The organism is Streptomyces sp. NPDC015125 (assembly GCF_043080045.1).
Taxonomy (GTDB): domain Bacteria; phylum Actinomycetota; class Actinomycetes; order Streptomycetales; family Streptomycetaceae; genus Streptomyces.
The window spans coordinates 889646-911551 of the sequence record NZ_JBIBVF010000001.1 but is presented as its reverse complement, the minus strand read 5'-3'; the positions used below and the strand labels follow the sequence as shown (position 1 = coordinate 911551).

The window sequence follows — 21906 nt, the reverse complement described above, 5'->3', positions numbered from 1 at the left end:
CGTCAGTCCTTGATCTCGCAGATCACGGCGCCGGACGTGAGAGCGGCGCCGACCTCGGCGGTCAGGCCCTTGATGGTGCCGGAGCGGTGCGCGTTGAGCGGCTGCTCCATCTTCATGGCCTCCAGGACGACGACCAGCTCGCCCTCGGTGACCTGCTGGCCCTCCTCGACGGCCACCTTCACGATGGTGCCCTGCATCGGGGAGGCGAGCGCGTCGCCGGAGGCGGCGCTGCCGGACTTCTTGGCGGCCTTGCGCTTGGGCTTGGCACCGCCGGCGACCGCGGCCCGGGCCAGCGGCATGCCCAGCGAGGACGGCAGCGAGACCTCCAGGCGCTTGCCGCCGACCTCGACGACGACCGTCTCGCGGGAGTCGGTCTCGGCCTCGTCCGCGCCCGGTGCGGCGAACGGGGGGATCTCGTTGACGAACTCGGTCTCGATCCAGCGGGTGTGGACCGTGAACGGGTCCTTGGAGCCGGTGAGTTCGGGGGCGAACGCCGGGTCCGTGACGACCGTGCGGTGGAAGGGGATGGCGGTGGCCATCCCCTCGACGGTGAACTCCGCCAGCGCACGCGCGGCGCGCTGCAGGGCCTGCGCGCGGGTGGCGCCGGTGACGATCAGCTTGGCGAGGAGGGAGTCCCAGGCCGGACCGATGACGGAACCGGACTCCACGCCCGCATCCAGGCGCACGCCCGGACCGGACGGGGCCGCGAAGGTGGTGACGGTGCCGGGGGCCGGCAGGAAGCCCCGGCCCGGGTCCTCGCCGTTGATGCGGAACTCGAAGGAGTGGCCGCGCACCGCCGGGTCGTCGTAGCCGAGCTCCTCGCCGTCGGCGATCCGGAACATCTCGCGGACCAGGTCGAGGCCGGTGACCTCTTCGGTGACCGGGTGCTCGACCTGGAGACGGGTGTTGACCTCCAGGAAGGAGATCGTGCCGTCCTGGCCGACGAGGAATTCACAGGTGCCGGCGCCCTCGTAGCCGGCCTCCTTGAGGATGGCCTTGGAGGCGCGGTACAGCTCGGTGTTCTGCTTCTTGGTCAGGAACGGGGCCGGGGCCTCCTCCACCAGCTTCTGGTGGCGGCGCTGCAGCGAGCAGTCACGGGTCGAGACCACGACGACGTTGCCGTGCTTGTCGGCCAGGCACTGGGTCTCGACGTGCCGCGGGCGGTCCAGGTACCGCTCGACGAAGCACTCGCCGCGGCCGAACGCGGCGACCGCCTCGCGCACCGCGGAGTCATACAGCTCCGGGACCTCTTCGAGGGTGCGGGCGACCTTCAGACCACGGCCGCCGCCACCGAAGGCCGCCTTGATCGCGATCGGCAGACCGTGCTCCTTGGCGAAGGCCACGACCTCGTCCGAACCGGAGACCGGGTCGGGGGTGCCGGCGACCAGCGGGGCACCGGCCCGCTGGGCGATGTGCCGGGCCGCGACCTTGTCACCGAGGTCGCGGATGGCCTGCGGGGGCGGCCCGATCCACGTCAGCCCCGCGTCCAGGACGGCCTGCGCGAACTCGGCGTTCTCCGACAGGAAGCCGTATCCCGGGTGGATGGCGTCCGCACCCGAATCGGCGGCGGCAGCCAGGACCTTGGCGATGTCCAGGTAACTGGTGGCAGGAGTGTCACCGCCCAAGGCGTACGCCTCGTCTGCCGCGCGGACGTGCAGGGCGTCCCGGTCGGGGTCGGCGTAGACGGCTACGCTGCCGATCCCCGCGTCCCGGCATGCACGGGCAACGCGAACAGCGATTTCGCCACGGTTGGCGATGAGCACCTTGCGCACGATGGGTCCTTCCTTGGCGCTTCGCCGTAACAAATGGATGCGGCGATTTTAGGGACTGGCGACACCGCGTGCCGACCCGTTCCCTGGGGTGAGCTTGCCCACACGGAGTGTGCTCGGGGCGCCAGTGAGGAACCTAAGTCCCCTGGTATCCCAGGGTAGGCCCGTATTCCTGGGCTCCGAGTCGCGTCCCGGTGTGGCTTAGGTCTCGCGCCGCGGGCGTCCAGCGGATCGTCAATTCTTTGTGGAGTCCCTACGAATGGGCGAAGGAAACTTTGCGGGCGGCTCGGTACGTCGGCGTGCCGTCACCCTTCCGGTCGCCGTCGTCGGCGTCCGCCCGCGCACAACCCTTGCCCAGCTTTTACCTTCCGCAGAGCTCTTCCCCAGGAGGGGGGACCCCCCTGTAGCGTGCGCGATGTCCTGTACCCCGCGGTAACAGGAGTGTCAGCGGCATCGGCGGCATCAGGGCGCCAGGCGTCCGCGGGGCGCATCGGCTCGGCACATGGCGGAAGTGGGTGGACGTGGTGGTGGCACGACGGCCGGTGGCCTTGGCCGCGGCGGTGGTACTGGTCCTGGAGGCGTTCGGGATCGTGCTGCTCAACTGGATTCTGAGCATCGTCGTGGACAGGCAGCAGATGTCCCTGGCCGGGCTGCAGCCCCGCGCGATGTCCACCGGCTCGTGGGTCGCCGGCGGCGTCTTCGGCCTCTATCTGCTGTTCTGCGCCGGCGTCCTGCTCCGCACCGCGGTGCGCGACCGGGCCCCCGCCGGCTTCACCCGTATCGCCCTCATCAGCTGCGCGGTGGTGCACGGCGTGCTGGGCGCCTTCGCCGTCGGCCTGGTCGGCTGGGTCGCCTTCCTCGCGATGACGGTCGTGCTGGCGCTGCTGGTGCTGACCCTGGTGGCGTACGGGGAGGGGCGTCCGGGCGATGAGCGCGGGGCCCCGGAGAGCGGTGCGAACACCCCGAACACCCCGAACACTCCGAACACCCCGAATGGGGCATCGCCCGCGGCTCCCTCGTCCGCCTGACCGTCCCGGGCCACACCGGCCGAGCAGGCCCGAACTCCGGCCGCAGCGGTCCGGATCGAGGCCGTCCGGGGCCGCGCGACACGCCCGGGTAGGCTCTCGCGCGGTGTCGTCGGACGGGGGATGGTGCGCATGTATGCGCCAGTTGCGGGTGGAGCGGGCCGGGCGAGAGCCGGGGACCGGGGCCTGATCGGTCCGTATGTGGTGCTCCGCCCGCTGGATGACGAGCGGTCCGGGGCACCCGTACCGGAGCAGCGGTACATCGGGCGGAGCGCGGACGGGGACCGTACGGTGCTGATCGGCGTCCCGCTGCCGGGGGCCGACCCCGGGCGGTTCCTCGCCGAGGCGGAGGCCTCGCGCTATCTGCTCGGGCCGTGGGCCGCACCGGCCGCCGAACTCTCCGCGCCCGGTGACACGCCCTGGCACGCCCGCCCCTACCTCCCCGCGATTCCGCTGCCCGCCGCGCTCGCCCTGTACGGCGGGCCGCTGCCCGAGCGCACCGTACGGGCGCTCGGCGCGGCCCTGGTGGAGACCCTGATCGTCGGGCACGGGCAGGGCCTGGCCCATGCCGGTGTGTCGCCCGCCGCCGTGCTGCTGGCCGCCGACGGGCCCCGGCTCACCTGCTTCGGGGCGGTACGCGCCGCGGCCGAGGACGGGACGCCGCGCTCCGGGCTGCCGGGCCTGGAGTCGGGGAGCCTGCCGCCGGAGCAGGCCGGCGGCGGGCGGCCGCATCCGATGGGCGATGTCTACGCACTCGGCGCGACCCTCGCCTACGCCGCCACCGGGTACACCGTGCCGGAGCGGGAAGAGCTGCCGGCCGCCCTGCGGACCGTCATCACGGGCTGTCTCTCCCGGGACCCGGCGTCCCGGCCGCGCCCCGCCGAGGTGCTGGACGCGCTCAGCCCGCTCGCCGGGGACGGCGCGCGGGCACCCGTACCCGGAGCTGCGGCCGCCGCCGGCCCCCCGCCGCCCGCCACCGTGCTCGACGCCGCCGGGCACCCCGCGGGCCGCGCCGCCGCCACGCTCGGCCCCGGCTGGCTGCCCGGCCGGCTCATCGCGGCCCTCGCCCGCCAGTCGGCCGACGTGCTCGCCGCGACCCTCCCGCTTCCGCCCGCCGCACACCAGGACTGACGCCCGCCATGCCCTTCCCCCTCGCCCACGACGACCCGCCCGGCCTTGGTCCGTACCGCCTCATGGCCCGGCTGGGCAGCGGCGGCATGGGCACCGTCTACCTGGCCCGCTCGCCGGGCGGCCGGACCCTGGCGCTCAAGACGATGCACGCCCGGATCGCCACGGAAACCGCATTCCGTACCCGCTTCCGGCTGGAGGCGGATGCCGCCCGGGTCATCGGCGGCCGGTACGGTGCCCAGGTCGTCGACGCCGACCCGCTCGCCGAAACCCCGTGGATGGCCACCGAGTACGTACTCGGCCCGCCGCTCGACGAGGCGGTGGAGCAGGCCGGTCCGCTGCCCGAGGCGACGGTCCGCGCCCTCGGGGCGGCGCTGTGCGGGGCGCTCGGTCAACTGCATCACTCGGATGTCGTCCACCGTGACCTCAAGCCGTCCAACATCATGGTCACGGCGCACGGCCCGAAGGTCATCGACTTCGGTATCGCCCGGGCCCTCGGCGATGACCGGCTGACCCACGCCGGCGCCGCGGTCGGCACCCCGGCCTTCATGTCGCCGGAGCAGGCCACCGGACAGGAACACGCCCCGGCCGGAGACGTCTTCGCACTCGCCGGGGTCCTGGTCTTCGCGGCCACCGGCCGCGGCCCGTTCGGCAACGGGCAGCCGGCGGACCTCCTCTACCGGGTGCGCTACGCCGAGCCGGACCTCACCGGTGTGCCCGCTGCCCTGGTCCCGGTGCTGTCCCGCTGCCTGGCCAAGGATGCCGCCGAGCGTCCGACGACCGCCGAGCTGTCCTCCCAACTGCACGACGGTACAGGGGAGTTCGCCGACCAACTGCCGGATGCGGTGCTCGCGGAGATCGGGCGGCGGGCGAGCGAGGTCTGGCAGGTGGTCCCGCAGCGGCTGCCCGCACCGCCCGACCAGCCGGCGACCGTGCCGTCCGCCGACGCCCCCGCCGCCCGCCGCCTGTCCCGCCGGGGGCTGCTGATGGCGGGCGCGGGGTCGGTGCTCGGCGTCGCGGGGGCCGGGGCGGGGGTGTGGACCTGGCTGGGCGCGAGCGGGCCGGCACCGGGGCCCGGCACCGGGCCCGGGTACACCGAGCCGAAGCCGGGGCCGAGCGTCAGCGCGGTGAAGAAGAAACAGCTGGACTCGGTGTGGCAGAAGCAGTTCGGCGGTCCGAATGACGACCAGAACCCCGAAGTGCCCCTGCTCGCCGGTGACCAGGTCGTCCTGGTGGCCAATGCCGGGGCGCGCGGTGTGGACGCGACGTCCGGCGACTCCCGGTGGACGTTCTCGCTGTATGCGGATGACTCCTGGCAGGTCGCCTCGGACGGTACCCGCGTCTACCGGATCGCGAGGGACGAGCACCGTGATGCGCAGGGGTCTCTGCAGTCCGTCTCGTGGTTCCTCGCCCGCGTGGACCTCCGCACGGGCAAGTCCGGCAAGCGCCTCGCCCCGGTGTCGGACGCCCAGGACAACGGCCTCATCAGCCGGTTGCTGGCCGTCGCCGACGACACGGCCTACCTGGCGATCTCACACGGGAAGGTCAAGCGGTACGAGCGGCAGCTTCCCTGGTCCGTGATGGCGGTGAACCTCAGCACGGGGAGCCGGAAGTGGACCGACCCGCTGCCGTTCCGTTCCGCCAAGAGCAACGAGAACCACTTCCTGTCCGCCAAGGTCGTCGGCAGCCTCCTGGTGGTCCTGCAGCAGATGAACGACGGCGCGGTCCGGATCGCGGCCCGCGACACCCGTACCGGGAAGGTGGTCTGGGACAAGCCGTGGAAGGGCGCCGACCGGCGGCTCGTACGGGATCCGCTCACGGCCGACGACAAGCATCTCTACCTGGGCTACGGACCGTTGCGGGCGCTGCGGCTGAGCGACGGCGGACAGGCGTGGGACACGGCCGCCACCCGCCCCGGGAAGACCTACGGACCGCCGGTCCTCAAGGGCGGTGTGCTGTACACGGTGGAGAAGGGCCTCGGCCTGGTCGCGTTCGGCACCGGAAGCGGAAAGCCGCGGTGGGCGGAGAAGAGCGAGGAGGGCCCGCGGGCGGACCACGTCGTCCATCCGGTGATCGGCTCCGAGTACGCCTACACCTACAGCCACACCGACAAGCTCCTCCGGGCCGTCGGCCTCACCTCGCACACCACCGAGCAGCTCTACAAGACCAGCGGGACCCGGTTCACCGCCCACGAGAAGAGCCGGATGGTCATCGCGTCCGGCCCCGACTTCCTCGCCGGCTTCCCCCTTCGCTGAGCACGCCACCACGCGCCACCACGCGCCTGATCTTGCTGAACCTGTTCGAACTCGCCTGAGCCTGCCTCAACTCGCCTGAACTCGCCTGAAGGACACCGCCCATGAAACCCCTCGGCACCGGCGACCCCCTCCGCCTCGGCCCCTACCGTCTGCTCGGTGTGCTCGGCGAAGGCGGTATGGGCAAGGTCTACGCCGGCCAGGACGCCGAAGGCACCGTCGCCGCGGTCAAGGTGCTGCGGCCCGAACTCGCCGACGATCCCCACCTCGCCCGGCGCTTCGTCCGCGAGGCACAGGCGGCGCAGGCCGTGACGAGCAAGGGCGTGGCCGGTGTCCTGGGGGCGCAGACCGAGGGCGGCCGCCCGTGGATCGCCACCGAGTTCCTGGCCGGACCGACCCTCGACGAGGCGGTCGAGGCGTACGGCCCCTTCGACGAACCGGCCGTACGCGCCCTCGCCGCGTCGATCGCGCACACCCTGGCGGACATTCACGCCACCGGACTGATCCACCGCGACCTCAAGCCCCCGAACATCGTCCTGACGTCGGCCGGCCCCCGCGTCATCGACTTCGGCATCGCCCGCCCCGAGCACGGCCTCACCCTCACCTCCACCGGCCAGGTCCCGGTCACCCCCGGCTACGGCGCCCCCGAACAGGTCCTGGGCCGGCGCGTGGCCTCCTCTGCCGATGTCTTCTCCCTGGGCGCGGTCCTGGTGTACGCGGCCAGTGGGCATCGCGCCTACGACGCCTCCCATATCGCCGCCCTTCAGTACAAGGTCGTCCACGACGACCCGGACCTGACCGGTGTCCCGGAAGCCCTGCGGCACCTCATCGCCCCCTGCCTCGCCAAGGACCCGGCTGCCCGGCCCGGCCCCGCCCGGGTCGCCGCCGCCTTCGCGCCACCGCGCGGCGCCGAACGGGCCTGGCGGCGCGGCCCGGTGCAGCAGGCGATCAAGGAGCGGGAGAGCGGCATCCACGCACTGACCGCAGCGACCCTGCCCGACGGCGGCTCCGGCCGTCCGGTGCCCCGGCGCCGGCTGCTCACGGGCCTGGCGGCGGGCGGTGTGGTCCTGGCCGCCGGCGGCGGTGCCGCGGCCGCCTGGTGGCCCCGTGAGCCACGGCCACCGGCCGCGAAGCCCGACCTCTTCGCCTTTCCGCCCGCCGCCAGGACCCCGGTGGCGCATGTGCTCGACGCCGACAACGGCGACTACCTCAGCGGCGGTGAGGTGAAGCCGCTGTGGGGTCCGGTAGACGTCCTCGCCGACGACACGCCCGCGCCCCTGCCCGTAAGGGACGTCATCGTCTTCGGCGCACGCGGCGGCGGGATCGCCGCCCACAACGTCGTGGACGGCAAACGCCGTTGGGCCGTCCGCGGCGTCAGCGCGACCAGCCGCTACCTCTCCCTCTCCGACCGGCTGATCGCCGCCGCCGACACCAAGGGCACGCTCCGCACCTTCATCGCCTCGACGGGCGAGCCCCGCTGGACCGTCGACGCCGAGGCGAGCGTCCTGCTGGCCGCCGACGACGAGACCGTCTACGTCCTGACGAAGGACCACCGGCTCCGCGCCGTCCGCTGCTCCGACGCCACGATCCGCTGGACGGCGAAGATCGCCGCCGGTTACGGCACCAAGGTCGAGCCGCCGGGCGTCGTCGCCCATGGCCGGCTGATCCTGGGCACGAGCGACGGCAATGTCTTCGCCGTCGATACGGCCGACGGCCACCAGGTGTGGGAACTGCGGGACCAGTGGGACCGGCTGGTCCGCCCGGCGGTCCACGGCACCACCGTCTACCTCAACGGCACGACGCTCACCGCCCGCCGGATCCGCGACGGCAAGAAGCTGTGGGCGATCGACAAGCGGGACCCCTGGGACAAGCACGAGGACTGGGGCCCGGCGACGGTCTTCGACGACCACACCGTCTGCGCCGCGCACGACGAGTGGCCCAGCATCAGGAAGACCAGCGACGGCAGCGAGATCCAGGGCGGGAACGGAACGTCGGTCCGCGGCCTCCCGGTGCTCATCCACGGACGTGCCCTCTGGTCCATCGAGGGCGCCCCCTGGTACAAGGTGTTCGCCGTGGATCTGTCGACCGGCGTCCCCGTCCTGACGTACAAGCTCCCCGCGGCCGAGCGTTCCTGGCTGGTGGCGGACGGCAATCGGGTGTTCATCCTCCACGGCACGTCGCTGTATGCGCTGCCGGTGCCCTGAGCGCGCGGTGTGCCGGGGCCCGGTGCTCCGCAGCCGGTGCCGAGGACGGGCCCAGGGCCGCAGTCCGGCCGGGGCCGGCGCCGGTGCCCGGTCGGCCGGACTGCGGCGGGCCGCTCAGCCCTTCACCGGCGCATGCTCCCGCAGTACCTCCATGAACGCCCGCATCCACTCCGGCTGGTCGTTCCACGCACGCGCCGAGACGACCTTGCCGTCGACGACCGCCGGGCCGTCGACGAAGATCCCGCCGCCCATCGCCACATCCGGCGCGCAGGCGGGGTAGGCGGCGGTACGGCGGCCCTTGAGGACGCCGAGGGGAGCCAGGGTGATGGCCGCGTGACAGATATGGGCGACGGGCTTGTCCTCGTCGAAGAAGTGGGTGACCACGCGGCGGTAGTCGGAGTCGTTGCGCAGGTACTCCGGTGCCCGGCCGCCCGGGAGGACCAGCGCGGCGTACTCCTCCGGGTCGACCTCGGACAGGGCGAGGTCGGACGGCCAGGAGTGGCCCTCGCGCTCGATGTAGGTGTCGAAGTCGTCGACGAAGTCATGCACCACGAACCGCAGCTTCTTCCGCGACGGGGCCGCGACCTGCGTCTCGTACCCCTCCTCCAGCATCCGCTGGTAGGGGTAGAAGAACTCCAGGTCCTCGGTGGCGTCACCGGCGATGATCAGGATCTTGGGCATGGCGCGGACTCCTCACAGGACAGGGACCGGACCGGCCCGGTCGACCGGGCCGTATCGGATCCATCGATTCCCCATCCGGCGACATCGATGCGTCATGCGCCGGCCCGACCCGCCTGCCCGGCACGCCCGTCGACCCGCCTGCCCGACCTGCCCGCCGACCCGCCCCGGCGCCGAGCCGGCGACGCTCAGGTCCACAGATCCGTGATCGCCACGTCCAGATCGGCCAGCAGCCGGCGCAGCAGCGGCAGCGAGAGCCCGATGACATTGCCGGGGTCGCCGTCGATGCCGTCGATGAAGGGGGCGGAGCGGCCGTCGAGGGTGAAGGCGCCCGCGACGAACAGCGGCTCGCCGCTCTCGACGTAGGCGGCGATCTCGTCGTCGCTGGGCTCGCCGAAGCGGACCGTGGTCGAGGCGGTGGCGGAGACCCGACGGCCGTCCGCCGCCGTGTCGATGACGCAGTGGCCCGTCTGCAGGATGCCGGAGCGGCCGCGCATGGACTTCCAGCGGGCGGTGGCGTCCTCGGCATCGGCGGGCTTGCCGAGCGCCCGCCCGTCCAGCTCCAGGACCGAATCGCAGCCGACGACCAGTGCACCGGCGGTCTCCGGGCGGGCGGCGACGGCGTCGGCCTTCGCCTCGGCCAGTATGCGGGCCAGTTCACCGGGCGTGGCGGCGGTGAGCGCATCCTCGTCGACGCCGCTGACGACGACCTCGGGCGCCAGCCCCGCCTGGCGCAGCAGGGCCAGCCGGGCGGGGGACTGGGAGGCGAGGACGAGACGGCGGGGGCAGGGCTCTTCGGTCATGTCCGCCATCGTACGGAGCCGCAGGCGCCGCCGGGGCGCCCGGACCACTTGGCCGCCGGGGCGCCCGGACTACTTGTTCAGCACGGCTTCCATCACGGACTTCGCGATCGGCCCGCCCAGCTTGCCGCCGGCGATCTCCGACCGGGGGATGTCCATGTCCTTGGGGTCGACGAAGACGGCGACCGCGACCGGGGAGGAGCCGTCACTCTGCTTGGCGTAGGAGACGAACCAGGCGTAGGGGCGCTCGTCGTTGACGTTCGCGCCGTGCTGGGCGGTGCCGGTCTTGCCGCCGACCGTCACGCCGTCGATCTTGGCCTTCGAGGCGGTGCCGTCGCTGACCGTGTACTCCATCATCTGCTGCACCTTCTTCGCGGTGTCGGCGGAGACGGCCTGGGACTTCAGCTTCGGCTTGATCTTCTCGATCGTCGACAGGTCGGGGCCGCGCAGCTCGTCGACGATGTGCGGCATCATCACCTTGCCGTCATTGGCGAGGCCCGCGGCCACCATCGCCATCTGCATCGGTGTGCTGGTGAGGCTGCCCTGGCCCATACCGGTCAGCGCGGTCTGCGGCTTGTCGAGCTTGTCCGGGTAGAGGCTCTTGCTGGCCAGCAGGTCCCCGAGCTCCTTGTCGTAGACGTCGGAGTTGAAGCCGAACTTCTCCGCGGTCTCGCGCATCTTGTCCTTGCCGACCTTCAGCGCGGTGTCGAGGAAGACGTTGTTGCACGACCACTGCATGCCCGTCTTCAGCGAGGCCTTGTCGCAGGGCGCGCCCGGGACATCGTTGCCGATCTTCGTCGAGCTCTGCGGGAGCTGGTACGGAGCGGCCGCATTCGACGGGGCGTCGATGTCCGACACCACACCGTTCTCCAGAGCCGCCGCCGCGGTGAGGATCTTGAAGGTGGAGCCGGGGGCAAAGGTCTCCCGCAGCGCCCGGTTGCTCAGCGGCTTGCTCTTGTCGGCGTCCATCGCCTTGAACTTCCGGCCCTCGGCGTTGGAGATGCCGGTGAACACCGACGGGTCGTACGAGGGGGTGGAGGCGAGCGCGAGGACCCGGCCGTCGCGCGGGTCGAGGGCGACCACCGCACCCTTGGCGTTGAGGTCGGTCAGCCCCTTGTACGCGGCCTTCTGTGCCTTGGGGTCGATGGTGGTGACGACATCGCCGCCGCGCGGCTTCTTGCCGGTCAGGATGTCCTGGGCGCGATTGAAGGCCAGCCGGTCGTCCTTGCCGCTGAGCACCTTGTTGTAGATGCCCTCCAGGAAGGACGTGCCCATGGCCTGCGAGGCGAAGCCGGTGACCGGCGCGTACATCGGGCCGTCCTTGTACGTCCGCTTGTACTTGAAGTCACCGGAGGTCGCCACCGAGCCGGTGATCGGCTTGCCGCCGACGATGATGTTGCCGCGCGGGTAGGAGAACGCCTCGATCTTGACGCGCCGGTTGTGGGGATCGTTGGCGAGTTCGTCGGCCTGGACGAACTGGACCCATGTCACGCGGGCCAGCAGGGCCAGCACCAGCGCCCCGCAGAAGACGGCTATATGCCTCAGCGGCCTGTTCATCGCTCTCCCACTCCCGGCCGGACGCCGCCGCCCCGCGGTCGGCCGCCCGAATTGCACTGTCGAGAGAGAAAGAGGCCATTTCGGCGGTGATGGTTGCGGGCGGGAGCTGTGAGGGTTACCTCCCCGCGGACGGGAACGGCTACCTCCCCGAGATCAGGACCATCAGCACCACCGCGGCCACGGCCAGCACGATGCCCATCCGGCGGAGCTTGGCCTGCACGTCGCGCAGCTCCTCAGGAGGTTCATCGGGCGGATCTGACCACAGCATGTACCGATCCTGGGCCCGATGCGCCCGTGGCGCCTGAGTACGCGTACTCAGGCGCCACGGGCGCAATGGACTAGTCAATGCACTATGCACCGACCTGACCCGGCCGGGCATCGCACCATGTCAGCCGGTCAATGCGGCCAGTAGCTCGTCCGCCAGGCCCGCGGGCCCGGGTGCGGCATCCGCGCCCGCGCCGGAACCGTGGACGCGGGATCGGACCACTCGGTGCCGCGATCGGGTCCCTCGGACGCGACGGAAGCGGCAGCCGCCGCGCGGACCTGCACCACCGCCAGTGCGGCGGCCAGCTCCTCGGGTGTGGGATTGCCCCGTACGACCCTGATCATCGAAACGGCCCTCCTTCGCTGGTACTGGTTCTGCCGGGTCTGGTTCTGCCGGTCAGAGCGGAATATTGCCGTGCTTCTTCGGCGGCAGCGCCTCGCGCTTGTTGCGCAGCGTGCGCAGCCCGCGGACGATGTGCCGGCGCGTCTCGGACGGCATGATCACCGCGTCGATATAGCCGCGCTCGGCCGCGACATACGGGTTGAGCAGGGCGTCCTCGTACTCCTGGATCAGCTCCTGGCGCCGCTCGTCCTGCGCGGCCGGGTCCTCGATCGCGGCCAGCGTGCGGCGGTGCAGGATGTTGACCGCGCCCTGGGCGCCCATGACGGCGATCTGCGCGGTCGGCCAGGCCAGGTTGAGGTCCGCCCCCAGGTGCTTGGAGCCCATGACGTCATACGCGCCACCGAACGCCTTGCGCGTGATGACCGTGATCAGCGGGACCGTCGCCTCCGCGTACGCATAGATCAGCTTGGCGCCGCGCCGGATGATCCCGTCCCACTCCTGGTCGGTGCCGGGCAGGAAGCCGGGCACGTCCACGAAGGTGATCACCGGGACGTTGAACGCGTCGCAGGTCCGCACGAACCGCGCGGCCTTCTCCGAGGCCTTGATGTCCAAGATGCCCGCGAACTGCATCGGCTGGTTGGCAACCACACCGACCGCATGGCCCTCGACCCGCCCGAAGCCGGTCAGGATGTTCGGCGCGAACAGCGCCTGGGTCTCCAGGAACTCGTGGTCGTCCAGGACATGCTCGATCGCGGTATGCATGTCGTACGGCTGATTGGCCGAATCCGGGATCAGGACGTCCAGCTCGCGGTCGGTGTCCGAGGTCTCCAGATCCGCTTCCTCCGGGAAGGCGGGCGGCTCGGAGAGGTTGTTGGACGGCAGGTAGGACAGCAGCCCCTTGACGTACTCGATGGCGTCCTTCTCGTCACCCGCCATGTGGTGCGCCACGCCGGAGGTGGTGTTGTGCGTACGGGCGCCGCCCAGCTCCTCGAAGCCGACATCCTCACCCGTCACCGTCTTGATGACGTCGGGACCGGTGATGAACATGTGCGAGGTCTGGTCCACCATGACCGTGAAGTCGGTGATGGCGGGGGAGTAGACCGCACCGCCCGCACACGGGCCGACGATCAGGCTGATCTGCGGGATCACGCCGGAGGCATGGGTATTGCGGCGGAAGATCTCGCCGTACATGCCCAGCGAGGCCACGCCTTCCTGGATGCGCGCGCCACCGGAGTCGTTGATGCCGATGACCGGGCAGCCGGTCTTGAGCGCGAAGTCCATCACCTTGACGATCTTCTCGCCGAAGACCTCGCCCAGCGCCCCGCCGAAGACCGTGAAGTCCTGGGAGAAGACGGCCACCGGGCGGCCGTCGACCGTGCCGTAGCCGGACACCACACCGTCGCCGTAGGGGCGCGTCTGGTCCAGCCCGAAGTTGGTCGACCGGTGCCGCGCGAACTCGTCCAGCTCGACGAACGAGCCCTCGTCCAGCAGCAGATCGATGCGCTCACGCGCCGTCAGCTTCCCTTTCGCATGCTGCTTTTCCACTGCACGGGCGGAACCGGCATGCGTGGCCTCTTCGACCCGCCGCTGCAGGTCCGCCAGTTTGCCCGCGGTGGTGTGGATGTTTGCTTCCGGCTCGGACATCGGGATGCGGCTCCTGCTCGTCCTGGACTGGTGCTCGTACTGAGGGTGGTACGGATTGGCTACCGATCCGTAGCGTATCGGCGGGACTGCTCAGCGGCACTGCGTCGTTGACCACACCTAGGCTGGTCCCATGACGTCTCAACCACCGGAAAACCGGGACAAAGATGCCGGTCGCTGGAGCGATCTGGGCCGCCCTCCGCTGAACGCCACGGCGCTGCGCCGCGCCCTCGTACGGCCCGACTCGCTCTGGACCGCCCTGGACGTCGTCTCCGCCACCGGCTCCACCAACACCGACCTGGCGGCCCGCGCGGCACAAGGCGAGGCAGCGGGCGCCGTCCTCATCGCCGAGGAGCAGTCGGCCGGTCGCGGCCGCCTCGACCGCACCTGGTCGGCGCCCCCGCGCTCCGGCCTCTTCTTCTCCGTCTACCTCACCCCCCGCGTCCCCGTGGCGCGCTGGGGCTGGCTCCCCCTGCTCGCCGGAGTGGCCACGGCCGCCGCCCTCTCCCGGACGGCCGGCGTCGACACGGCCCTCAAGTGGCCCAACGACCTGCTGGTAACTTCCGAGGACTCCGACGCCCTGCGTCCAGGGGGAACCCTCACGGAACGCAAGGTGGGTGGCATCCTCGCCGAACGCGCCGGCCCCGGTGTCGTCATCGGCATCGGCCTCAACGTCTCCCTCACCGCCGCCGAACTCCCGGTGCCCGCCGCGGGCTCGCTGGTACTGGCAGGCGCCAGTACCACCGACCGCGACCCGCTGCTGCGCGCCGTACTCCGCTCCCTGGAGCACTGGTACACCGACTGGCAGGCCGCCGACGGCGACCCCGCCACCAGCGGCCTCCACGAGGCCTACGCCGCAGGCTGCGCCACCCTCGGCCGCTCCGTACGCGCCGAACTCCCCGGCGACACCGAAATCACCGGCGAGGCAGTGGCCATCGACACCGACGGCCGCCTGGTACTGGCCACCGCCGATGGCGTACAGCAGCCGGTCGGGGCCGGGGACATCGTCCACTTGCGCCCGGCAACGGAGGCGTAGCAGCCGACGGGGTTGCCCGTATCCGCGACGGCAGCCACACGACGGGAGGGCCGCCGATGCCGTGTCCGTAACGGCAACGGGTACGGCAGGACGGCCGCAGACGGGGTTGAGCGGGCCGCCTGGGTATGGCGGGCCGGCCACCGACGGGGTTGGGCGGGTCGCTTGCCGAGGCCCATGTCCGTGACGGCAGCGGGTACGGCGGGACGGCCGCAGACGGGGTTGAGCGGGTCGCCTGGGTACGGCGGGCCGGCCGCCGACGGGGTTGAGCGGGTCGCCCGCCGACGCGCATGTCCGTGACGGCAGCGGGTGCGGCGGGAGGGTCGCCGCCGGGGTTGGGCGGGTCGCTTGCCGAGGCCCATGTCCGTGACGGCAGCGGGTATGGCGGGAGGGTCGCCGACGGGGTTGGGCGGGTCGCCCGCCGACGCGCTTGTCCGTGACGGCAGCGGGTATGGCGGGAGGGTCGCCGCCGGGGTTGGGCGGGTCGCTTGGCAAGGCCCATGTCCGTGACGGCAGCGGGTGCGGCGGGAGGGTCGCCGCCGGGGTTGGGCGGGTCGCTTGCCAAGGCCCATGTCCGTGACGGCAACGGGTATGGCGGGACGGCCGCCGACGTCGTAGGCCGGAGGGGATGCCCCGTGCCCCGCCCGCAGGACCGGAGCGAACAACGGGGTGCCGATTCCACGTACCAGGGCCGCCCGCGCCGAGGACGGGGTACGGGGCGTCCCCTCCGGCCCCCCACCCACGGCGGGTCCGCACGACGCCGGCCCCCACCGGCCGATTGGCAGACACGCTCGGCCCAGCCCAGCCCAGCTCAGCCCAGCCCAGCCCGGCCCAGCCCAGCCCAGCCCGGCCCGGCCCAGACCAGTCCCCACCTCGCGCCCGCCCGCCGCCCACCCCACCTCGCGCCCGCCGCCGCCCCCCCCGCCGCGCCGACCCACCCCCACCACTTCCTTGTCCATAGCCAACATGTGAGAGTGAGCCAGAGCACACCTGCCGTATCGTTGAGGCGGTCCGCCAGGGAGCGGACCACCGGCGAGCAGTGATCGGAAGGGCAGTGCGCAGGGATCGGACAGGGAGCGGCCGGTGACCGCCGACGACTCGGGCGCCGCCTCGCGCGACAGGGACACCACCGACGACGACGCCGTGCGCGACGTCCCCGTCGACGATCCCGCACAGGGCTGGGGCGAGAACGCCACCGGCAGGAGCGAGGCCACCGACAACGGCGACGAGAACAACATCGCCGTCCGCCTCGAACAGCTCATCCTCGGTGCCGACCGCCGCTACACACCGTTCCAGGCGGCCCGCGGCGCCGGTGTCTCCATGGATCTCGCGGCCCGCTTCTGGCGGGCCATGGGCTTCGCCGACATCGGCCAGGTCAAGGCCCTCACCGAGGCAGATGTGCTGGCCCTGCGCCGGCTGTCCGGTCTCGTCGAGGCCGGGCTGCTGAGCGAGGCCATGGCCATCCAGGTCGCCCGTTCCACGGGCCAGACCACCGCCCGCCTCGCCGACTGGCAGATCGACTCCTTCCTGGAGGGCCTCACCGAGCCGCAGGACTCCGGCCTGACCCGGACGGAGATCACCTACCCGCTGGTCGAGCTGCTGCTCCCCGAGCTGGAGGAGTTCCTCGTCTACGTCTGGCGGCGCCAGCTCGCCGCCGCCACCGGCCGCGTCGTCCGGGCCCAGGACGACGCGGAGATGGTCGACCGCCGGCTCGCCGTCGGCTTCGCCGACCTGGTCGGTTTCACCCGTCTGACCCGCCGCCTGGAGGAGGAGGAACTGGGCGAGCTGGTGGAGGCGTTCGAGACGACCTGTTCCGACCTGGTGGCCGCGCACGGCGGCCGGCTCATCAAGACCCTCGGCGACGAGGTCCTCTTCTCCGCCGACGATGCCGGTATCGCCGCGGAGATCGGGCTGCGGCTGATCGAGACGATGACCAATGACGAGACGATGCCGGAGCTGCGGGTCGGCATCGCCTTCGGCACGGTCACGACCCGGATGGGCGATGTCTTCGGCACGACGGTCAACCTCGCCAGCCGCCTCACTTCAATAGCGCCGAAGGACACCGTGCTGGTGGACGAGGCGTTCGCCGAGGAGCTGGGCCGTATCGGTGACGCGCCGGTCTCCGAGGCCGACGCCGCGGCCGCGGAGAAGGCGGCCGCGGAGGGCACCGGCGCCCCGCCGCCGTCGTACCGCTTCGGGCTCCAGCCGATGTGGCAGCGACCGGTGCGAGGCCTGGGTGTGGTCGAGCCGTGGCTGCTGAGCCGCCGCGCCGGTCAGGGCACCGGCGACTGAGCCCCAGCCTCGACCCCAGCCCCAGCCCCAGCCCCAGCCTCGGCCCCAGCCCCAGCCCCAGCCTCGGCCCCAGCCTCGGCCCCAGCACCAACCCCAGCACCAACCCCAGCCCAGCCCCAGCCCCAGCCTCGGCCCCAGCCCCAGGGGACCTGTCCCCATCCCTGTCCCCCCGGCCGCCCACCTGGCATGATCCCCACGTCAGGTCAACGCCCGTTAACAGGGAGGGTTGCATGGAACGGCAGGGGCAACGGCAACAATTCGGCGCGGACGGCTGGGTGGCCGTCGAGCGCCACGGCTTCGTGGCGGAGCTGATCATGGACCGCCCGAAGGCCATGAACGCCGTCTCGACGGCCATGGCCGACAGCCTGGCGCAGGCCTGCGCCGAGCTGGCCGCGGACCGCTCCGTACGGGCGGTGGTCCTCAGCTCCACCCACGAGCGGGCGTTCTGCGTGGGCGCGGACCTCAAGGAGCGCAACTCCTTCACCGACGCGGACCTGATGCGCCAGCGTCCGCACACCCGCGCCGCGTACACCGGCGTACTGGAACTGCCGATGCCCACCATCGCCGCCGTGCACGGGTTTGCGCTCGGCGGCGGCTTCGAGCTGGCGCTCGCCTGCGATCTGATCGTTGCGGACGGTACGGCGGAGGTGGGACTGCCGGAGGTGTCGGTGGGTGTCATCCCCGGTGGCGGGGGCACGCAGCTGCTGCCGCGCCGGGTGGGCGCGGCGCGGGCGGCCGAGCTGGTCTTCACCGCGCGGCGGGTGCGGGCGGCCGAGGCCGCGCAGCTGGGCCTGGTCGACCGGCTGGTGGCGGACGGGCAGGACCGGGCCGGGGCGCTGGAGCTGGCGGCCACGATCGCCCGTCACTCGCCGGTCGGGCTGCGTGCCGCCAAGCGCGCCATGCGCCTCGGGCACGGGCTCGACCTGCGGGCCGGCCTGGAGCTGGAGGACGGTGCCTGGCGCAGTGTGGCCTTCTCCGGGGACCGGGCGGAGGGTGTGGCGGCCTTCAACGAAAAGCGCGATCCGGAGTGGCCCGGGGAGTGACCCGGGAATTGCCCCGGGGGGTGAGCCGGGGTCCAGGGTGAGCCGGGTGGGCGGGACGGTGCCGACGCCGGACCGCACCCCTCCTGTGGCCCCGGCCCGCCCGCCCCACGGTGACGCACCGTAAGCACCCCACGCCCCGGCCCCGTTTTCCCCGTAACCCCCGGCGCTCATCTCCCCGTCCGCCCGGCCCGGTTCCCGCCCCCGGCCCCCGACCAGGAACGACCCGAGGAACCAAGCGCTTGGCGGCGCCCATGGCGACGCGAATAACGCCTAGGTGTCAATCACCTACGGAAAGGGGCGAAAGGGGTTAAACATTCCTACGCTGTAATACAGAGCGTGCTCACGGTGACGGAATGCGAGGATCCGGTGACGGGCGAGGGCGATGCGAGGCTGCGGGCCGTGGTGGAGCTGGCGCAGGCGATGGCGGCCGCGCATACACCGCGCGACTCGGCGCACGCCGCGGCGCAGGGGGTGCGCCAGGCCCTGGGGGGATCCTTCGCGGCGATCTCGAAGTGGGAGCGCGAGCTGGGCAAGCTGCGGGTGCTGGTCAACGTCGGCGAACTCGCCGAGGGGGAAGAGGAGTTCCCCGACGACGAGAGCTACCCGGTCCATGAATTCCCGGAGATCGTCGGTTTTCTGCACGAGCAGTGGGCGGGGGGCGGCGAGCCCAGTGCCTGGGTGGAGACCGCCGAGGAGCCGCACGACGGCCCGGTGTCCGCAGCCGCGGCGCAGCGCCGGAACGGGGGCGGAGGCGGGGACGGGGACGGGGGCGCCAACCCGCAGCGGGTGGCCGCGCTGCGCCGCCGCGGCCGGGGCTGCTGTGTGGTCGCGCCGATCGTGCTGCACGGCCGGGCGTGGGGTGAGCTGTATGTCGCGCGGCGGGTGGGCGAGCCGGTCTTCGGCCGGCCGGACGCCGATTTCGTGAGTGTGCTCGCCGCGGTGACGGCCGCCGGGATCGCCCAGACCGAGCGGCTGGCGGAGGTCCGCCGGCTGGCCTTCACGGACTCCCTGACCGGCCTCGCCAACCGTCGTGCCGTCGATATGCGGCTGGACGAGGCGCTGGAGCTGCACCGCAGGAACGAGGTGGTGGTCAGCCTGGTGGTGTGTGACCTCAACGGGCTGAAGCGGGTGAACGACTCGCGCGGCCATGCGGTCGGGGACCGGCTGCTGGAGCGCTTCGGCTCGGTGCTGTCCCTCTGCGGGGCGATGCTGCCGGGCATGCTGGCCGCCCGGCTCGGCGGCGATGAGTTCTGCCTGCTCGCGGTGGGCCCGCCGGCCGACGAGGTGGTCAAGGTGGCCGGTGAACTGTGCGACCGGGCGGGGGAGTTGGATCTCGGCGAAGGGGTCGCGGTCGGCGTCGCCTCGACCGGCGATCCGATCGGGCCGGTGCGCAGTGCCCGCCGGCTCTTCCGGCTCGCGGACGCCGCGCAGTACAAGGCCAAGGCGGCGCGCTCGGGTGAGCCGGTGGTCGCCGGGCGGCACGGCGGCAAGGACGACCCGGTCGTCCGGCTCGCGGACGCCCCGGACCGGCGGTCGGGGCCGGAGCGCCGCCGCTTCCGGAGGTGAGGCGCCACCTCGTTGCGCAGACCCCGGGTTCCTCGCCTACGCCCCGTAAGGGGTGATCCCAAAATCCGGTGGTGACATCCGACGATTCAGTCTCTAGGGTGCCTGAATATGGATATGCACACTGTGGTGCTGGGAACGTCCGGCACGACCGCACAGGACGTCATCGCGGTGGCCCGCGGCGCGGCCCGGATCGAGCTGGCCGAGGAGGCCCTCGCGGCCGTCGCCACCTCCCGCGCCTTCATCGACGAACTCGCCGCCAAGCCCGAACCCGTCTACGGCGTCTCCACCGGCTTCGGGGCCCTCGCCGTACGGCACATCAGCCCCGAGCTGCGCGTGCAGCTCCAGCGCAACATCGTGCGCTCGCACGCGGCCGGCATGGGCCCGCGGGTCGAGCGTGAGGTCGTCCGCGCGCTGATGTTCCTGCGGCTGAAGACGCTCGCCTCCGGGCACACCGGCGTCCGCCCGCTCGTCGTCGAGACGATGGCCGCCATACTCAACGCCGGCATCACGCCCGTCGTGCACGAATACGGCTCGCTCGGCTGCTCGGGTGACCTGGCGCCGCTGTCGCACTGTGCGCTGACGCTGATGGGTGAGGGCGACGCGGAGGGCCCCGACGGCGTCGTCCGGCCGGCCGGCGAGCTGCTGGCCGCGCACGGCATCGAGCCCGTCGAACTGCGCGAGAAGGAGGGCCTGGCCCTCCTCAACGGCACCGACGGCATGCTCGGCATGCTCCTGATGGCCTGCGCCGACCTCGCCCGGCTGTTCACCTCGGCGGACATCACCGCGGCCCTCTCCCTGGAGGCGCTGCTCGGCACGGACAAGGTCCTCGCGCCCGAGCTGCACGCCATCCGCCCGCACCCCGGGCAGGCCGCCTCCGCGGGCAACATGTCCAAGGTGCTGGCCGGTTCGGGCTTCACCGGTCACCACCAGGACGATGCCCCGCGCGTCCAGGACGCCTACTCCATCCGCTGTGCCCCGCAGGTCGCCGGCGCCGGCCGGGACACCCTCGACCACGCCCGGCTGGTCGCCGACCGCGAGCTGGCCGCGGCCGTCGACAACCCGGTGGTGCTGCCGGACGGCCGGGTCGAGTCCAACGGCAACTTCCACGGCGCTCCGGTCGCCTACGTCCTGGACTTCCTGGCCATCGCCGCGGCCGACCTCGGCTCGATCGCCGAGCGTCGCACGGACCGGCTGCTGGACAAGAACCGTTCGCACGGGCTGCCCGCCTTCCTGGCCGGGGACCCGGGCGTCGACTCCGGGCTGATGATCGCCCAGTACACCCAGGCCGCGCTGGTCAGCGAGCTGAAGCGACTGGCCGCGCCCGCCTCGGTGGACTCCATCCCGTCCTCCGCCATGCAGGAGGACCATGTCTCGATGGGCTGGTCGGCGGCGCGCAAGCTGCGTACCGCGGTCGACAACCTGACCCGGATCATCGCCGTCGAGCTCTATGCGGCGACCCGCGCCGTCGAGATGCGTGAGGGGCTGACGCCCGCCCCCGCCACCCGTGCCGTGCTCGACGCGGTGCGCGGGGCCGGCATCCAGGGCCCGGGCGAGGACCGTTTCCTGGCGCCGGACCTGGAGGGCGCGTATGCGTTCGTGCGGGCCGGGAAGCTGGTGGCGGCCGTGGAATCGGTCACCGGCGAGCTGGCGTAACGGCAGGCGGCGGGGCGCCCGCCCCAGGGGTTGTCTCCCTCGGGCATCGTCGTCTGGGACGGCGTCTTGGACGGCGTCTTGGATGTCTTGGTGCCTCAGCCGGCTTGGTGCCTCAGCCGGCCTGGTGTCTCAGCCGGCGTCGTCGCGGGTGCGGCGGACGGAGTAGCTGACCAGCCCGGCGCCGAGCGCGAGACAGGCGGCGCCGCCGATCACGTACGGCGTGGTGTCCGGGCTGCCGGTGTCGGCGAGGAGGCGCGGCCGGGCGCCGGTCGGGTCGCCGTCACCGTCGGTGCCGGAGACCCTGCCCGTTCCGCTGCGCGTGCCCGTTCCGCTGTGCGTGCCCGTGCCCGTGCCGCCGTGGTGCGGGGTGGTCGTCGTGGAGCCGCTGCCGGGGTCCGCTGTCCCGCCGCTCAGCCGGTCGGCCAGGCCGGGACCGGCCGCGGTGGATGCCACCCGCAGGCCGGAATCTGTCGCTCCGTCATGCCCCGCGCTCGCATTGGCGGAGGGGACGAACCACAGGGCGAACAGTACCGATCCCGCGGCTGCGGCGGTCAGCAGTGGACGTCGTGCGGTCACGGAAGCGATCCCCCTTGTGGGTTCGGCGAATTGGCCGTTGAGCTCAGATGTTAGTGACCGCCGCGGGTCGCGGGGAAGTCAG

General features: G+C 72.3%; 17 protein-coding genes. 9 read left to right on the top strand and 8 right to left on the bottom strand.

All coding sequences use genetic code 11. From position 1 onward, the window contains the following. Nucleotides 1–2 precede the first annotated feature (2 nt). Entirely contained in the window at nt 3–1772 is a 1770-nt protein-coding gene (locus tag ACF088_RS03945) for an acetyl/propionyl/methylcrotonyl-CoA carboxylase subunit alpha (protein WP_392373767.1), read from the bottom strand. A 524-nt stretch (nt 1773–2296) separates the two neighbouring features. On the opposite strand from ACF088_RS03945, the gene ACF088_RS03940 reads away from it, so the two are divergent. From ACF088_RS03940 to ACF088_RS03925, 4 genes are all read left to right on the top strand, one after another. After that, nucleotides 2297–2797, top strand: coding sequence for a hypothetical protein (locus ACF088_RS03940; RefSeq protein ID WP_392373766.1), 501 nt, complete (start codon nt 2297–2299; stop codon nt 2795–2797). Between the two features lie 129 nt (nt 2798–2926). Continuing rightward, the gene (locus ACF088_RS03935; protein ID WP_392373765.1) at nt 2927–3925 is read left to right on the top strand and encodes a serine/threonine protein kinase; all 999 of its coding nucleotides are present in this window, start codon (nt 2927–2929) and stop codon (nt 3923–3925) included. Between the two features lie 8 nt (nt 3926–3933). Further along, nucleotides 3934–6177 carry a protein kinase gene (locus ACF088_RS03930; protein WP_392373764.1) on the top strand — a complete coding sequence of 748 codons (2244 nt, stop codon included), beginning with the start codon at nt 3934–3936 and terminating at the stop codon, nt 6175–6177. Nucleotides 6178–6278: 101 nt separating this feature from the next. Continuing rightward, entirely contained in the window at nt 6279–8378 is a 2100-nt protein-coding gene (locus ACF088_RS03925; RefSeq protein WP_392373763.1) for a PQQ-binding-like beta-propeller repeat protein, read from the top strand. 114 nt (nt 8379–8492) lie between these two features. Here the strand turns inward: ACF088_RS03925 and ACF088_RS03920 are convergent, their stop codons facing one another. The 6 genes from ACF088_RS03920 to ACF088_RS03895 all read right to left on the bottom strand — a co-directional run bounded on the left by ACF088_RS03920 (nt 8493) and on the right by ACF088_RS03895 (nt 13664). Then, entirely contained in the window at nt 8493–9059 is a 567-nt protein-coding gene (locus ACF088_RS03920) for a DJ-1/PfpI family protein (RefSeq protein ID WP_392373762.1), read from the bottom strand. A 185-nt stretch (nt 9060–9244) separates the two neighbouring features. Further along, a complete protein-coding gene (locus tag ACF088_RS03915) occupies nt 9245–9859 on the bottom strand; it encodes a nucleoside triphosphate pyrophosphatase (protein ID WP_392373761.1) in 615 nt (204 codons plus the stop codon). Nucleotides 9860–9928: 69 nt separating this feature from the next. Continuing rightward, nucleotides 9929–11413, bottom strand: coding sequence for a peptidoglycan D,D-transpeptidase FtsI family protein (locus ACF088_RS03910; protein WP_392373760.1), 1485 nt, complete (start codon nt 11411–11413; stop codon nt 9929–9931). Between the two features lie 139 nt (nt 11414–11552). Then, on the bottom strand, nt 11553–11681 hold the full coding sequence (gene mmpB / locus ACF088_RS03905) for a morphogenic membrane protein MmpB (RefSeq protein WP_392373759.1): 129 nt from the start codon (nt 11679–11681) through the stop codon (nt 11553–11555). 128 nt (nt 11682–11809) lie between these two features. After that, nucleotides 11810–12022, bottom strand: coding sequence for an acyl-CoA carboxylase epsilon subunit (locus ACF088_RS03900; protein WP_392373758.1), 213 nt, complete (start codon nt 12020–12022; stop codon nt 11810–11812). A 52-nt stretch (nt 12023–12074) separates the two neighbouring features. Further along, complete coding sequence (locus ACF088_RS03895) at nt 12075–13664, bottom strand: acyl-CoA carboxylase subunit beta (RefSeq protein ID WP_392373757.1); 1590 nt, start codon at nt 13662–13664, stop codon at nt 12075–12077. Between the two features lie 130 nt (nt 13665–13794). Here ACF088_RS03895 and ACF088_RS03890 point away from each other — a divergent pair, with 130 nt between their 5' ends. The 5 genes from ACF088_RS03890 (at nt 13795) to hutH (ending at nt 21248) form a co-directional block, all read left to right on the top strand. Continuing rightward, complete coding sequence (locus tag ACF088_RS03890) at nt 13795–14697, top strand: biotin--[acetyl-CoA-carboxylase] ligase (RefSeq protein WP_392373756.1); 903 nt, start codon at nt 13795–13797, stop codon at nt 14695–14697. A 1080-nt stretch (nt 14698–15777) separates the two neighbouring features. Then, nucleotides 15778–16986 carry an adenylate/guanylate cyclase domain-containing protein gene (locus ACF088_RS03885; RefSeq protein ID WP_392373755.1) on the top strand — a complete coding sequence of 403 codons (1209 nt, stop codon included), beginning with the start codon at nt 15778–15780 and terminating at the stop codon, nt 16984–16986. Between the two features lie 230 nt (nt 16987–17216). After that, nucleotides 17217–18029 carry an enoyl-CoA hydratase/isomerase family protein gene (locus tag ACF088_RS03880; RefSeq protein ID WP_392373754.1) on the top strand — a complete coding sequence of 271 codons (813 nt, stop codon included), beginning with the start codon at nt 17217–17219 and terminating at the stop codon, nt 18027–18029. Between the two features lie 420 nt (nt 18030–18449). Then, complete coding sequence (locus ACF088_RS03875; protein ID WP_392373993.1) at nt 18450–19595, top strand: diguanylate cyclase domain-containing protein; 1146 nt, start codon at nt 18450–18452, stop codon at nt 19593–19595. Between the two features lie 108 nt (nt 19596–19703). Then, entirely contained in the window at nt 19704–21248 is a 1545-nt protein-coding gene (gene hutH, locus ACF088_RS03870; protein ID WP_392373753.1) for a histidine ammonia-lyase, read from the top strand. A gap of 129 nt (nt 21249–21377) precedes the next feature. Here hutH and ACF088_RS03865 read toward each other — a convergent pair whose 3' ends face one another. After that, a complete protein-coding gene (locus ACF088_RS03865; RefSeq protein ID WP_392373752.1) occupies nt 21378–21824 on the bottom strand; it encodes a hypothetical protein in 447 nt (148 codons plus the stop codon). Nucleotides 21825–21906 lie beyond the last annotated feature (82 nt).